A 13,089-nucleotide genomic window follows, 5' to 3' on the forward strand; every position below is an offset into this window, starting at 1 on the left:
TCGCTTTTGCACTATACTATGGAGAAGAACCGATACCCGCTTTACCCGTAAGGGGATGCCCATGGCAAACATCGTCGATCCCGTCTTCGAGGCGTCTGTGCTGCGCGAGCCCGCGCTCGTGGGCGATGACTTCGATTTCGATGCACTCACCTGCCCGCTTCTGCAGTTGCAGGGCAAGGTGGACAAGAATCCCAAGACCGCGGCCATCATCTTGGCCGGCGGCACCGGCGAGCGCTTCGGCAAGGAGGGGGGCAAGCAGCTGGTGGAAATTGCCGGCAAGCCCATTCTCACCTGGTCGGCCGAGGCCTTCGACGCCGTGGGCGATGTGGGCCTCATCGTCATCGTGTGCCCCGAGGAGCGCATGCGCGAGTACCTGGCCCGGGCCATCGACCCGTTCCCTTTCGTCACTCCGGTGGTGCTGGCGCCCGCGGGCTCCATCCGCCAGGAATCGGCCTTCTCGGGCTTGGAAATGGTGGGGGAGGAATACGAGTACGTGGTGCTGCACGATGGCGCCCGCCCGCTCGTGTCGCCGGAGCTCATCGAGCACACCATCAACACGGTGAAGGGCAACTTCGATGCCGACGGTGCCGTGGTGGCCCATCCGGCCGTGGACACCCTGAAGGTGGTGGAGGACGGCGTCATCATGGGCACGCCCGACCGCTCGGTGTTCTGGAACGCCCAGACGCCCCAGGTGTTTCGCGCGGGCATCTACCGCCGAGCCCATGCGAGCGCGCTTTCCGACGGCTTCGTGGGCACCGACGACTCGTCGCTCATCGAGCGCTTGGGCGGCCGGGTGCTCGTGGTGGAGGGCAAGCGCGACAATATCAAGCTCACCGTGCCCGAGGACTACGTGCTTTTGGCCAGCGCCGTGCGCACCATGCTTTTGAACTCCGAGCATCGATAAGGGACTGCAAAAATGGACATTCGCAATCTGCGCACGGGGCTGGGGATGGACGTGCATGCCTTTGCCGAGGGGCGCAAGCTCATCTTGGGCGGGGTGGATATTCCCCATTACCAGGGTCTTGACGGGCACTCCGATGCCGATGTGCTGGCCCATGCCATCTCCGACGCGCTGCTGGGTGCGGTGCGCGGGGGCGACATCGGTAAGCTCTTCCCCGACACCGACCCGGCCTACAAAGGTGCCGATTCGCTGAAGCTTTTGGCCGAGGTGGCCCGCTTCGTGCGCGAGCGGGGCTTTCAGATCATCGATGTGGACAGCGTCATCGCCGCCCAAGCGCCGAAGCTCTCCCCCTATCGCGAGGCCATGCGCGAGAACCTGGCCGCCGCCATGGGCCTTCCCGTGGAGAACGTAGGCGTGAAGGCCACCACCACCGAGCACTTAGGCCCGGAGGGCCGCGAGGAGGGCATCACCGCCTACGCCACCTGCCTGGTGTACCGAGAGGGGTAGGGGCGGCTTTCCCGAGCACCTGGCAGCCCCGTTTGCACGCGAATGCGACAGTCGTGCGGCAACCGTGCGGTTTGGGTGCGGTTCCGATGCGACTGCAATGCGGCAGCGGGACGGTTCGGGTGCGGTTCTCAGCGGGACACTCTGGCGACGAAACTGCGGTTTTGAGATGCTAGGCTCTCCTTCTCAACGGTCGAAACAGAAGGAAGTGTGTCATGAGGAGCCAAAATCTTGCGTTCTCGGATCGATGGATGTTTAACCGCGTAATGTGCGAGGAAGACGTATGTCGCCGTGTGCTGAGGGCCATACTCGGGTTCGATATAGGCCGTATCGAATATCTCAACGCCGAGCAGGCAATAGAGCCGGCGGCAGCCAGTCGGGGCGTGCGTATGGACGTGTTCGCGCGAGAGGGCGGCAAGGTCTACGATATCGAGATGCAAGTTGAGAGGGAGCCCTCGCTTGGCCGGCGCATGCGCTACTACCAGGCGGTTATCGATGCCGGGGAGCTCGAGCCGGGATGTGGTTTCAATATGCTTCCCGAGAGCTTCGTCGTATTCGTCTGCTGCTACGATCCGTACGGGGCCGGCGCGCCTGTGTACCGTATCGAGCGGACCTGCCTTGAGAGGCCGCGAGCGGAGATAGGGGACGATTCGCACTGGCTCGCGCTCAACGCCCACGCGTGGGAGGCGGAGACGCGCTCCGATTTGCGCGACATGCTACACTACGTTCAAACAGGGAAGGCCGATGGGGCGCTGTCTCGCGACATCGACTCCCTCGTTCTTACGTACAACCAGGACCGTGAGTGGGTGAATCGCGTGCTTACGTACGAACAGGATACCGAGATTCGCTGTCAGCGGGCGAGGGCCGAGGGCATCGAGCAGGGAATTGAGCAGGGCGAGGCGCGCCTCCTCGCCCTGGCGCAGCGCCTGTCTGCCGCTGGTCGGCTCGACGATCTTCTTCGCGCTGCCGACGATAGCGCCTACCGCGATGCCCTGTTCGAGGAATTCGAACTCTAGGCCCTCGGCGCGGGCCATTTGACGCGCATCTCGGAAAAATTTTCCCACAACCGCACATTTCCGCCGCCTTGTGCGTATTACCCTTGAAGGGCCTTTCGCGCAGGTCGTCTCCTTCCCGATCGCTAGCACGGGAAGGGTGGCGCTCCTGCAGACGGACAAGAGGGAAGTGACGTGGACAACCGCCAGTTCAGAGCTATCGTGGACGCTTATGCCGACATGGTGTACCGCATCGCGCTCAACCAGACGCGGCGGGGCGCCGATGCCGACGACGTCGTGCAGGCGGTGTTCCTGAAGCTGTACGAGAAGCCGCCGGTGTGGCTCGGACGTGCTTCGGCCGCCGAGCAAGCCGATGGCGGCCGGTCTCTGCGCAGCAGCCGTTCCGCTGCCCCTAACGCGGCAACCGACGAACGCTTGCGGGCGTGGCTCATCCGCGTGACGGTGAACGAGTGCCGCAATCTCTGGCGCACGCTGTGGCACCGTCGCGTGGAGCTGCGCGAGGTGAGCGACGCCGATACGCCGCCCTATGAGGAGCCGGCGTTCTCGGAGTCTGCCCACGAGCGGCTCTATGCAGCTCTCGGCGAGCTTCCCGAGAAGTGCCGCATCGTGGTGCACCTGTTCTACTTCGAGGATATGGGCACCCGCGAGATAGCCGCGGTGCTCGGCATTAAGGAGCCCACGGTGCGCACCCGTCTTGTCCGTGCGCGGAAACTACTCAAGCAAACGTTGAAGGAGGCATGGGACGATGAACAATGCCAACCGGTACAAAGCCATGATGGGCGAGGTCCATGCCTCTGCTGACCTCATCGGAAAGGTAAAGGGCATTCCTATGGAGAAGACGAAGAAGCGCGGTGTAGCGCTGCGATTGGCCACGGCGACCTGTGCCGGTCTGCTCGGTGTGTTCGTGGTGACGAACGGCGTGTGCTACGCCGCTACGGGCGAGACCTGGGTGGAGAAGGCCACCGTGTGGGTGAACGGCGAGCCGGTGGAAATGGACGTGCAGATGCGCCAGGAGGGCGATGTCACCATGGGCACCGTCGAGTACACGGTGGAGGACGCCGTTGGCGAAGGGGGCGACATCGCCATGACCATGAGCGCCGAAGACGGCGATTTCTCGAACATGGCCTACGAGATCAAGGACTACACCGCTGAGGGCACCGATGCGGCTGACGGCGCGGCCGAGGGCATGGTGCTGGAATCCGACGACGGCCACGTGCTCCTGGTGCCCGGTGACGGCTCCCAGGCGGAGCCCATCGACATCACCGACCAGATCAAGGCCCAGGGCAGCGCGACCGGCACCTTCGAGATGGACGGCGCCACCTACGTCTACCAGGTGAGCGGCGAGCCGGGCAACTGGCACGCGAGCGTTCAGGCGGAGGCCGATGCGCTCGGCACCTCCGCCGAGGCGTCCCCCGCCGCGAGCGTGGAGGCCCAGTAGAGTTCGGCGCCCGACGGCATGGGTCGGCTATAATCTCCCGCACCTGGATCATCGGGTGCGGGAGATTTTCATGGGGTCGTAAGCCCCAAGCGGGGAAGGGAGAAACACCATGGCGAAGCGGGCCGAACGGGTCTTCAATCACGCGGTGGTGCGCCTGCGCGAGGGACAGAGCGCGCTCGATACCCTGCATGAGCAGCGCGAAGAGCTTGCGAGCCAAATGCTCGCGCGCCTTGCCGGCAGCGACGAGTTCTCCGCTATGCTGGAGCGCAACTTTGCTCCCTACCGGCGGCTTATGACCTACTACGAATGCGCCATGATGGAGGTGGAGACGAAGTTCCGCGTGCTGGACGCCGAGTTCGGCCTGCAGCACGATCGCAATCCCATCGAGTCCATCAAGTCGCGCTTGAAGAGCACCGACAGCCTGGCGAAGAAGCTCGTGCGCAAGGGGTTCCCCATGTCGGTGGACTCCATCGAGCAGAACATCTTCGACGTGGCTGGCGTGCGTGTGGTGTGCACCTTCCCCGAGGATATGTTTGCCCTGGCCGAATCGCTGTTGGCCCAGGATGACGTGGTGCTCATCGAGCGTCGCGACTACGTGGCCGCTCCGAAGCCGAGCGGGTACCGCAGTCTTCACCTCATCATAGAGGTGCCTATCTTCCTAGAGCATGAGAAGCGTTGCGTGAAAGTGGAGGTGCAGCTGCGCACCATCTCCATGAACTTCTGGGCCTCGCTGGAGCACCAGCTGCGCTACAAGAAGGATCTGTCCGAGGAAGAGGCCGCCGCCGTGGCCGCGGAGCTGGCCGACTTGGCCGACGCTGCCGCCGATTTGGACGCCCGCATGCAGGCCCTGCGCAACTACCTCGACGACGGGGAGAAGTAGTTCCTTTCCGGCCCTGCGCCTGTGGCGGTGTTGGGGTTGCGCTACAATGCTCCTATTAGCTAGTTCGCTTAAGGAGCTCATTCATGATTAAGCTGTACGATACGCGCCTGCGCCAGAAAGTGGATTTCGAGCCGGTAAAGCCGGGGAAGGTGGCCATGTACGTGTGCGGCCCCACGGTGTACAACCGCATCCACATCGGCAATGCGCGCACCTTCATCTCCTTCGACATGATCCGCCGCTACCTCAGCTGGCGCGGCTTCGAGGTCACCTTTGTGCAGAACGTGACCGACGTGGACGACAAGATCATCAAGCGCGCCGGCGAGGAGGACCGCACCGCCGCCGAGGTGGCCGAGGAGTACACGCGCCTGTTCATCGAGGATATGCGGGCCGCCGGCGTACAGGACCCCGACATTCGCCCCAAGGCCACCGAAGAGATCGATACCATGATCGCGCTCATCGAGCGCCTCATCGAGCGCGGACATGCCTATGCGGCCGAGGGCGACGTGTACTTCGATGTGCGCTCCTACCCGGGTTACGGGCAGCTTTCGGGCCGCGACGTGGACGAGGCGGAAAGCGGTCACCGCGAGCTGCGAGCCGACGGCCAGGGCCTGGAAGACCGCAAGCGCGACGAGCTGGACTTCGCCCTGTGGAAGGCGGCCAAGCCCGGCGAGCCGGCCTGGCCCTCTCCCTGGGGCGCGGGTCGCCCCGGTTGGCACATCGAGTGCTCGGCCATGTCCGAGAAGTACCTGGGACTGCCCTTCGACATTCACGGCGGCGGGGCCGATCTGGTGTTCCCGCACCACGAGAACGAGCGCGCTCAGTCCGAGTGCGCCTGCGACAGCACCTTTGCCAACTACTGGATGCACTCCGGCATGCTGCAGATCGCCAACGCCGAGACCGGCGAGACCGAGAAGATGTCGAAGTCGCTGAACAACTTCCTGCTGCTGCACGAGGTGCTGGAGCAGGTGCGCCCGGCGGCTCTGCGCATGCTCATGCTGCAGAGCCACTACCGCAGCCCGCTTGTGTTCGGCGAGCAGCGCGTGAACGAGGCCGACGCGGCCCTCACGCGCATCGAGAACGCCGTGCGCGCCCTCGACTGGCTGCTGGAAACGGGCACGCCCCGCGGCGAGGCGGCTCTGGCCCCGGAAACCGCCGAGGGCGAGCTTGCGGCCGTGCTGGATGCGGCGGCGCTGACCGATCGCGTGGCCGTGCTGCGGGCCAACTTCACCGAGGCCATGGACGACGACTTCAACGCCCCGGCGGCCCTGGGTGAGATCTTCTCCTTCGTGAGCGATGTGAACGCCCTTGTGGCCGATGCGACCGTGCTGGCGGCCGAGGAGGCTGCGGCCGGCCGCGCCGCCCGGGATGCCATCGTCGAGCTCATGGACGTGCTCGGCATCGACGTGGCCGCCGCCGAGGCGGGGGCGGCCTATCCCGTGGAGGTGGTGGCCCTGGCCGCCGACCTGGCCGGCTACGAAGGCGACGACCCCGAGATCGCCGTGGCCCATCTGCTCGAGGCCCGCGCCACCGCCCGTGCCGAGAAGAGGTGGGCCGTGGCCGACGGCGTGCGCGACGGCCTGGCCGCCCTCGGCTTCACCATCGAGGACACCCCCCAGGGCGCCCGCGTGAGCTACGAGGGGTAGGACATCGCGAAAGAGCCCCTTCCGAAAACGGGTCAACGGCGTAGAGTAGGTGTTGATCTTGGAAAACGGCGGAAGGAGCATGATGGAGCCGATTATCCAACTGGATCGGGCAACGAAGGACTACGGGGGAGGACGCGGGGTGTTCGACCTGTCCTTCGCCGTGGGCCGCGGGGAGGTCGTGGGTTTCCTCGGCGCGAACGGGGCGGGGAAGTCCGTCACCATGCGCCTGCTCATGGGATTCGTGCGGCCCGGCGCGGGGCGCGTGGCCATTGCCGGGCGCGATTGCTTCGCCGATCGGGCGGCCATTCAGCGCGAGGTGGGCTACCTACCCGGCGAGCTGGCCCTGCCGGGCGACATGACCGGCCGCTCCTTTTTGGCCTTCGTGGCGGGCATGCGGGGCACCGCGCTGCCTTGCCGCGCCAACGCGCTCATCGACTACTTCGAGCTGGACCCGTCGGCCAAGCTGCGGGCCATGTCGAAGGGCACGCGGCAGAAGGTGGGCATCGTGGCGGCGTTCATGCACGGGCCGGCGGTGCTGCTGCTCGACGAGCCCACGAGCGGCCTCGACCTGCTCATGCAGCGCCGCTTCGTGGAGCTGGTGCGGGCCGAGAAGCGCCGGGGCGCCACCATCCTGCTGTCGTCGCACGTGCTCGGCGAGGTGGAGGGCACCTGCGATCGGGCGCTGTTCGTGCGCTCGGGGCGCCTGACGTCCGAGGCCTGCGCGGCTGATCTCACCCTGGATGCCACCTTGGAGCACCTGTACGGCGCCGAGGCGCTGCGCCGCCGCTGGGGCGATGCCGCGGAAGGGCGCGCCGCCGGGAATCGCTCCGCCGCGCCGTCTGACTCCGTCGACCTGGGGCGTTCCCCAGCCTCGTCGGAGAGAGGGGGTGTCCGATGAGCGCGACGTTGTTCAAGCGTAGCCTGCGCAGCGCGGCGGCCGTGATGGCGGCCATCGTGGTCGTGCTCGCGTTCTACATCGCCATGGTGGCGTATCTGTACGACCCCGAGGTGAGCGAGAGCATCCAGCTCATGCAGGCGGCCATGCCCGAGCTCTTCGAGGCCTTCGGCATGGCGAACCCCTCCGCGACGCTGCTCGACTTCCTGCTGAACTACCTGTACGGCTTCTTGTTCACCGGCACCCTCGTGCTCATGGCGGCCTACCTGGCCCAGCGCCTCGTGGTGGGGCCGGTGCGCGACGGGTCGCTCGCGTGGCTGCTCGCCGCGCCCCGCTCGCGGCTGTCCCTCGCGCTCACCTTCGTGGCGGTGGAAGTGGCGGCGGTGGCCATTGTCGTGGGCCTGTCGTGGGGCGCGGAAGTGATTGCCTGCGAGGCGCTGTTCCCCGGAGAGTTGGATGGCGCGGCCCTCGCCCGGGCCAATGCGGGGCTGGTGGCTCTCGGCCTGTTCGTGGCCGCTCTCTGCTTCGCCTCGGCCTGCTGCTTCCAGCATACGGGCCTGGCGCTGTGGGGCGGTGCCGGGGCGTGTGCGGTGTTCCTGCTCATGGGCACGGCCGGCGCGGTGGGGAAGGGCCTCGCGTGGGTTGCCGACCTCTCGCCGCTGGCGCTCTACGACGCCTACGGCCTGGCGGCGGCCGATGGGGGAGCCATCGCCGGCGCCGTCGTCCTCGGTGTGGTCGCCGCGGCCCTGTTCGCCCTAGGCGTCGCCCGCTTCTGCCGCCGCGATTTCAGCCTATAGGGAGTTGCAGCCGCACCCGTAGGGGCGACCTCCGCATCCGTAGGGGCGACCTCCTGGTCGCCCTCGTCCCCGAAGCTCGCCGAGCTATCGCGAAGCGCCGGCAATCCCGGGCCCACGGGCGAGCGGGAGCTCGCCCCTACGAAGTGTGCTTCCGGTCCCCACCTCTTCCATCCAGATATTCCGGCTTGTAGGCCCAGTGGCGCATGATGGCGCACCACTGGTGGTAGGCGGCCTGGAAAGCGGCCACGTCGATGGGCTCGCGGCTGGAGAGGTGCTGGTGCAAATAGCCGTCGCCCATCATGATGAGCATGTCCAGCACCTCGCGCGGGTCCACCCCGTCGCGGAACCGTGTGAAGTCCACGTTCGCCATGAACTGGTCGTACAAGATGTCCACCTGCCGGGTCATCCACTTCGCCACCGTTTCGCGAATATCCCGGTGATCGGCGTAGAAGGCCCGCAGCGAGAACTCGAAGACCCAGGGCCACCGCCCCATGAGGGCCAGCTTCTGCGCCCCGGCGTACTCCAGCAGGTCGAAGAAGTCGTCGATGGCGCGGAACTCGTCGTCCACCACCCAGTCCACGGCCCGCTCCATCAGGTAATCCAGGGTGCGCACATACAGGGAGCTCTTGTTGCGGAAGTAGAAGAACAGAAGCCCTTTGGACATGCCGGCCCGTCGCGCGATCTCCTCGGTGGAGGCCCCTTTGTAGTCGTGGCGGCCGAAGCCCTCGATGGACGCCCGCATGATGGTTTCCTGCCGCTCGACTGGCAGTGCGTCGAAGTCGCCGTGCCGGTCACCTTCGATTGCGTTTCGGGCCATGGTCGCCTCCTTCTTGCGTCTTACGGTGCGGGCATGCGCCGTAGTGCGGGCTGTGCCCGCGTAATCAACAGGTACTGACGGGGCGCCTTGTTTGAGATGCAGGCGCAGCCTGCGCTACGAGAGAGACCGTATCCGCCTCGCGCCCGCGGGGGTTTTCTTGCTTGACCCGCCGGTCAACCTCTGCCCATTCTATCCCGTTGACCCGTTTTGCGAAGGGGTTTGCGGCTATCTTCTATAATGGGAGCCTCTGTTTTTCCGTGACGAAGCGAGGTTCCCGTGTCTGCCCAATATCCGTTGCCGCCCATTCCGATGGAACTGCTGGCGCCTGCCGGTGGGATGGAGCAGCTGCGGGCCGCGGTGGCCTTCGGGGCCGATGCGGTGTACCTGGCGGCCGATAGGTTCGGCATGCGGGCCCGGGCGGCGAACTTCGCCCTGGACGAGATTCCCGCAGCGGTGGCCTATGCCCATGAGCACGGTGTGAAGGTGCACGTCACCTGCAATATCCTCATGCATCCGGACGACATCGACGGCTTGCCGGCGTTCTTTCGTGCCCTGGATGCGGCCGGGGTGGACGCCTTCATCATCGGGGACTTGGGCGCCTTCGCCATCGCGGGGGAAGTGGCGCCGCGGGTGGAGCGCCACGTGAGCACCCAGGCCTCGGTGGCCAACGGCGCGGCGGCCCGGGTGTGGCACAGCCTGGGGGCGAGCCGCGTGGTGTGCGCCCGCGAGATGAGCTTGGCCGACATCGCCCGCTTGCGCCAAGATGCGCCGCCCGAGCTGGAGATCGAGGCCTTCGCCCACGGTGCCATGTGCATGGCCGTGTCGGGCCGCTGCCTCATCAGCAGCTACCTCACGGGCCGATCCGGCAACAAGGGCCACTGCACCCAGCCCTGCCGTTGGAGCTACTCGCTGGGCACGGCGGGTACGGGCGTTCTGGCGGCGGAAAATGCCGGTGCGGGACCGGTTTCGGAGAACCTGCATCCTGTGTCAGAATTCCTGCTGGAGGAGGAGAAGCGTCCCGGCGAGTTCTTCCCCATAGAAGAGGACGGGCGCGGCACCTTCATCATGAACGCGAAGGACCTGAACATGCTCGCCCACCTGCGGGCTCTGGCCGATGCGGGTGTGAATTCCATCAAAATCGAGGGGCGCAACAAGAAGGCCTTCTACGTGGCCACGGTGGTGGGGGCCTACCGCCGTGTGCTCGATGGCGAGCCGTCCGAGGCCGTGGCCGCCGAGCTTGCGGCCGTGTCCCACCGCCCCTACGGCACGGGCTTCTACTTCGACGAGGCCAAGCAGGCCTGCGCCTATGACGGCTACGAGCAGGAGACCATGCACGTGGCCGATGTGGTGGCCTGTGCGCCTGCTTGCGGGGAAGGGTCGGGGGCGGTTGCGGGCCAAGGGTCGCGCCCGCGCCACCTGGCAGAGGAGGGCGCCCGTTACCTGTACGTCCTCTGCCGCAACCGGTTCGCGGAACGCGACGAGCTGGAAATCCTCGCGCCCCATGAGCCGACGCGCGCTGTGGCCGTGCGCGACCTCTGCTGGCTTTCTACCTTCGGTCCCGACAACCACGACGAGGATGCCCCCTCCACGGTGGAAGAGGCCCTCGCCCGCGCCACCGCCGCCGACTGGGAGCCGGCCGCTGCGGCCAACCGGTCCTGCAATCTGTATCGGATCGCGGTGGACGGCCCCGTGCCCCCCGGTTCCTTCCTGCGCAAGCGCACTTTCCGCCGTTCTGCCCGCCACGGGGCCTAAGCCCCTCGCTCCGCGCTGTTACGGCGCGGCCGCCTCGCGGGGGCGAAGGGGGGTGTGCCCCGCGCGTTCGCGCCCTCTTGCGGAGAGGTTCGACATCGCGCAGGGGTGCCGCTGGGGCGCAGAAACTTTCCCGCCCCGCCGGAAGCGACCGCCCCGCCGTGCTAGGATGCTCCCAAGAGCAACGAGAGAGGGGTGCGGCCGTGATTACCGTCGGCGACGTCATGAATATGAGGGCCTTCGATCGCATTTGGCTTGCGGCGCCCTGCGAGGGGGCCGCATCCCGCGAGGTGGTGGGCGTGGGCACCCTGGACCACGAGCCTTTCACGGGCAGCTACGACCTTTTCGAGCGCGGCGAGTTCATCTTCACCACGCTCGGTTTCGCCGCCATGCATCCCGATCTGGCCGAGGAGGCGCTGCTGGCGCTCATCGAGCGCGATGTGGCCGCCGTCGCCGTGAAGCCCGTGGCGTTGAAGGCTCTCCCCGAGAAGGTGGTCGCCGCCTCCGCCGAGCGCGGCGTGCCCGTGTTCTTCTACGAGGGCCGCTACATGGAGCGCGTCATTGCCGACCTCATGAATGCCCTTGACGACGATGCGGCCGAGTGGGAGCGCAACCACCTCATCGACCTTATGCTGGCTCCTTCCGATGAGCAGGCCGTGCGCTCTACCTTCTTCACCATCGCCGGGGTGACGGGGGCCACTATTCAGTGCCTGGCCATCCAGGCGGTCACCGAGGACGATGCCTCGCTGCGGGCCCTGCAGAAGGTGGTGGAAGGGGTGCTCGCTGCCTACGGGGATCGCTGGAGCGATGTGGAGCGCACGTTCGTGTGCCGCTACCGCGCCATGATCCTGGGCTTTGTCTCCTTTAAGCGCCCGCCGCTGAAGGCCATCGCCATTTCCGATGCCGACCTGGCGAAGTGCATCGCCACGGCCGGCCCCCTCGTGTGCGGCATCAGCCAGGAGGTGAGCCTCGGCGAGGGCGATCTGGCCCTGCGCCAGGCCATGGCCGCCCTGCGCACCGCTCACGTCGAGGGCGGCATCGTGCGCTGGACTACCCTGCGCTTCGACGCCTTCCGCGCCGCTGCCCGCACTGACCGGCTCTATGCCCGCTCGGCCGATCTCATGCGCTCGCTGCTGTTCGACTACGATGCCGAGCACGACAGCGATTTGGGTGTCACCGCCCAGGCCTTTGCCGCTGCCTGCGGCGAGGTGAGCCGCACGGCCGAGGCGCTCTTCCAGCATCCCAATACCGTGCGCTACCGCCTGAAGAAGATCAAGGAGGTCCTGGCTGTCCAAGACCTTACTGACCGCGAGCTGGCGGCTCTCCTGCAGCTGGTGTACCTGGCCTGAGTGCGGGCCCGCGTCGGGGAGGGAGCGGGCGCCCGCCCGCGCCTGCCCGCTCCCGCGCCGTCCCTGCGCCCCGCTGCTCGCGCCCCGCGATACCGCCGCGAGCCCCTCGGCTTGTGCCCCGCTGCCCAGATCATTGCCGGCGCCCGTTGTGCATCTGCACAATCAGCTGCCCGGCGGTTCGTCCGATCGACTAAACGATGACCCTCATCCTGCCCCTAAACTAGGCGGCGTCGAAAGGAGAACTACCATGAAACTCTTCAATGATCAGGCCACTTCCGCCATTGCCAACCTTGATGCCGCCGACGCCGCCTATTGCGCCAAGTTGGAGCAGCGCTTCGCGCATATGGGCATCAGCTCAAAAGTCGCCTCCGACGCTGTGTGTTCCCTCGTGGAGGCCGACGCCGTGCCCCAGGTCGGCATCTGGGCCGCCCTGCCCAACGCCTTCAAGGGCCTCTTCCCTCAGAAGTCCGCAACGTCCGTTGCCGCTTCCGATACGTTCGCTCCCGCTCAAGAGGCGCTTGCCTAGGCGTGCCGGCCTGGGGTCTCGCCGCCGGAGATTTCCCCGAACGTAAACGACCCCGCCGAATATCGACGGGGTCGTTGCATGAACGGGGGGGGGTGCGGCAGCGCCGAGGCTAGTCCTCCACCTCCACCAGCTCGATGTCGAAGTTCAGGTCCTTGCCCGCCAGCTCGTGGTTCATGTCGAAGGTGACGATACCGTCCTCGATGGACTCCACGAACACGGGGAAGGGCTGGCCGCCCGGGCCCATCATGTACACGGTCTGGCCCACCGGCAGCTGGTCGGCGTTGGGAATCTGGTCCGCCGGCACCTTCTGCACCATCTCATCGTTGCGCTCGCCATAGGCCTCGGCGGCCGGGATGTGCACGGTCTTCTTCTCGCCCACGGCCATATCCTCCACGGCGGCGTCGAAGCCGGGGATCATCTGGCCGGCCATGCAGGTGAACTCGATGGGCTCGCCGCGGTCCACGGACGAATCGAACTTCGTGCCGTCATCCAGCGTGCCGGTGTAGTGCACCTTGACCTTCTTGCCTTTGTTGCTCATAGGTGAGCTCCTTTCCAAAAGATGTGCGCTCTAGTCTAA

At 66.4% G+C, this 13,089-nt stretch carries 14 protein-coding genes; 12 read left to right on the top strand and 2 right to left on the bottom strand.

From position 1 onward, the window contains the following. The first annotated feature begins 61 nt into the window (after positions 1-61). From ispD to C811_RS14425, 9 genes are all read left to right on the top strand, one after another. Positions 62-904 carry a 2-C-methyl-D-erythritol 4-phosphate cytidylyltransferase gene (ispD, locus tag C811_RS14390; protein WP_016310427.1) on the top strand — a complete coding sequence of 281 codons (843 nt, stop codon included), beginning with the start codon at positions 62-64 and terminating at the stop codon, positions 902-904. Positions 905-916: 12 nt separating this feature from the next. Next, positions 917-1,408: a 2-C-methyl-D-erythritol 2,4-cyclodiphosphate synthase gene (gene ispF, locus C811_RS14395; protein WP_016310428.1), complete on the top strand. Its 492-nt coding sequence runs from the start codon at positions 917-919 to the stop codon at positions 1,406-1,408. A 248-nt stretch (positions 1,409-1,656) separates the two neighbouring features. Beyond that, positions 1,657-2,421, top strand: coding sequence for an Rpn family recombination-promoting nuclease/putative transposase (locus C811_RS14400; protein WP_198010045.1), 765 nt, complete (start codon positions 1,657-1,659; stop codon positions 2,419-2,421). A 171-nt stretch (positions 2,422-2,592) separates the two neighbouring features. After that, a complete protein-coding gene (locus tag C811_RS14405; protein WP_016310430.1) occupies positions 2,593-3,219 on the top strand; it encodes an RNA polymerase sigma factor in 627 nt (208 codons plus the stop codon). Next, positions 3,164-3,856 (top strand): hypothetical protein, encoded by a 693-nt coding sequence (locus C811_RS14410; RefSeq protein ID WP_016310431.1) that lies wholly within the window; start codon positions 3,164-3,166, stop codon positions 3,854-3,856. The genes C811_RS14405 and C811_RS14410 overlap by 56 nt, the downstream gene beginning before the upstream one ends. Positions 3,857-3,965: 109 nt before the next feature. After that, the gene (locus tag C811_RS14415; RefSeq protein WP_016310432.1) at positions 3,966-4,736 is read left to right on the top strand and encodes a GTP pyrophosphokinase; all 771 of its coding nucleotides are present in this window, start codon (positions 3,966-3,968) and stop codon (positions 4,734-4,736) included. Between the two features lie 83 nt (positions 4,737-4,819). Continuing rightward, positions 4,820-6,379: a cysteine--tRNA ligase gene (gene cysS, locus C811_RS14420; protein ID WP_016310433.1), complete on the top strand. Its 1,560-nt coding sequence runs from the start codon at positions 4,820-4,822 to the stop codon at positions 6,377-6,379. A 79-nt stretch (positions 6,380-6,458) separates the two neighbouring features. Further along, positions 6,459-7,277 carry an ABC transporter ATP-binding protein gene (locus C811_RS0104195; RefSeq protein ID WP_084811543.1) on the top strand — a complete coding sequence of 273 codons (819 nt, stop codon included), beginning with the start codon at positions 6,459-6,461 and terminating at the stop codon, positions 7,275-7,277. Beyond that, positions 7,274-8,071, top strand: coding sequence for a hypothetical protein (locus C811_RS14425; RefSeq protein WP_016310435.1), 798 nt, complete (start codon positions 7,274-7,276; stop codon positions 8,069-8,071). Before C811_RS0104195 ends, C811_RS14425 begins: the two co-directional genes overlap by 4 nt. Positions 8,072-8,207: 136 nt before the next feature. Here C811_RS14425 and C811_RS14430 read toward each other — a convergent pair whose 3' ends face one another. Next, entirely contained in the window at positions 8,208-8,888 is a 681-nt protein-coding gene (locus C811_RS14430) for a TetR/AcrR family transcriptional regulator (protein ID WP_016310436.1), read from the bottom strand. Between the two features lie 276 nt (positions 8,889-9,164). Between C811_RS14430 and C811_RS14435 the strand changes: the two genes are divergently transcribed. The 3 genes from C811_RS14435 to C811_RS14445 all read left to right on the top strand — a co-directional run bounded on the left by C811_RS14435 (position 9,165) and on the right by C811_RS14445 (position 12,512). Next, positions 9,165-10,640 carry a U32 family peptidase gene (locus tag C811_RS14435; protein ID WP_016310437.1) on the top strand — a complete coding sequence of 492 codons (1,476 nt, stop codon included), beginning with the start codon at positions 9,165-9,167 and terminating at the stop codon, positions 10,638-10,640. Between the two features lie 200 nt (positions 10,641-10,840). Next, the gene (locus C811_RS14440; RefSeq protein WP_016310438.1) at positions 10,841-11,986 is read left to right on the top strand and encodes a helix-turn-helix domain-containing protein; all 1,146 of its coding nucleotides are present in this window, start codon (positions 10,841-10,843) and stop codon (positions 11,984-11,986) included. Positions 11,987-12,233: 247 nt separating this feature from the next. After that, positions 12,234-12,512, top strand: a complete 279-nt coding sequence (locus C811_RS14445) for a hypothetical protein (RefSeq protein ID WP_016310439.1) — start codon at positions 12,234-12,236, stop codon at positions 12,510-12,512. A 109-nt stretch (positions 12,513-12,621) separates the two neighbouring features. Here the strand turns inward: C811_RS14445 and C811_RS14450 are convergent, their stop codons facing one another. Beyond that, positions 12,622-13,050, bottom strand: a complete 429-nt coding sequence (locus tag C811_RS14450; RefSeq protein WP_016310440.1) for an FKBP-type peptidyl-prolyl cis-trans isomerase — start codon at positions 13,048-13,050, stop codon at positions 12,622-12,624. Positions 13,051-13,089 lie beyond the last annotated feature (39 nt).

The sequence above is a fragment of the Adlercreutzia caecimuris B7 genome, from assembly GCF_000403355.2.
GTDB lineage: Bacteria > Actinomycetota > Coriobacteriia > Coriobacteriales > Eggerthellaceae > Adlercreutzia > Adlercreutzia caecimuris.

What these genes read in the sequence shown, in the direction of transcription:
- ispD (WP_016310427.1), top strand. Translation starts at nt 62, where the DNA reads ATGGCAAACATCGTCGATCCCGTCTTCGAGGCGTCTGTGCTGCGCGAG.
- ispF (WP_016310428.1), top strand. Translation starts at nt 917, where the DNA reads ATGGACATTCGCAATCTGCGCACGGGGCTGGGGATGGACGTGCATGCC.
- C811_RS14400 (WP_198010045.1), top strand. Translation starts at nt 1,657, where the DNA reads ATGTTTAACCGCGTAATGTGCGAGGAAGACGTATGTCGCCGTGTGCTG.
- C811_RS14410 (WP_016310431.1), top strand. Translation starts at nt 3,164, where the DNA reads ATGAACAATGCCAACCGGTACAAAGCCATGATGGGCGAGGTCCATGCC.
- C811_RS14415 (WP_016310432.1), top strand. Translation starts at nt 3,966, where the DNA reads ATGGCGAAGCGGGCCGAACGGGTCTTCAATCACGCGGTGGTGCGCCTG.
- cysS (WP_016310433.1), top strand. Translation starts at nt 4,820, where the DNA reads ATGATTAAGCTGTACGATACGCGCCTGCGCCAGAAAGTGGATTTCGAG.
- C811_RS0104195 (WP_084811543.1), top strand. Translation starts at nt 6,459, where the DNA reads ATGATGGAGCCGATTATCCAACTGGATCGGGCAACGAAGGACTACGGG.
- C811_RS14425 (WP_016310435.1), top strand. Translation starts at nt 7,274, where the DNA reads ATGAGCGCGACGTTGTTCAAGCGTAGCCTGCGCAGCGCGGCGGCCGTG.
- C811_RS14430 (WP_016310436.1), bottom strand. Translation starts at nt 8,888, where the DNA reads ATGGCCCGAAACGCAATCGAAGGTGACCGGCACGGCGACTTCGACGCA.
- C811_RS14445 (WP_016310439.1), top strand. Translation starts at nt 12,234, where the DNA reads ATGAAACTCTTCAATGATCAGGCCACTTCCGCCATTGCCAACCTTGAT.
- C811_RS14450 (WP_016310440.1), bottom strand. Translation starts at nt 13,050, where the DNA reads ATGAGCAACAAAGGCAAGAAGGTCAAGGTGCACTACACCGGCACGCTG.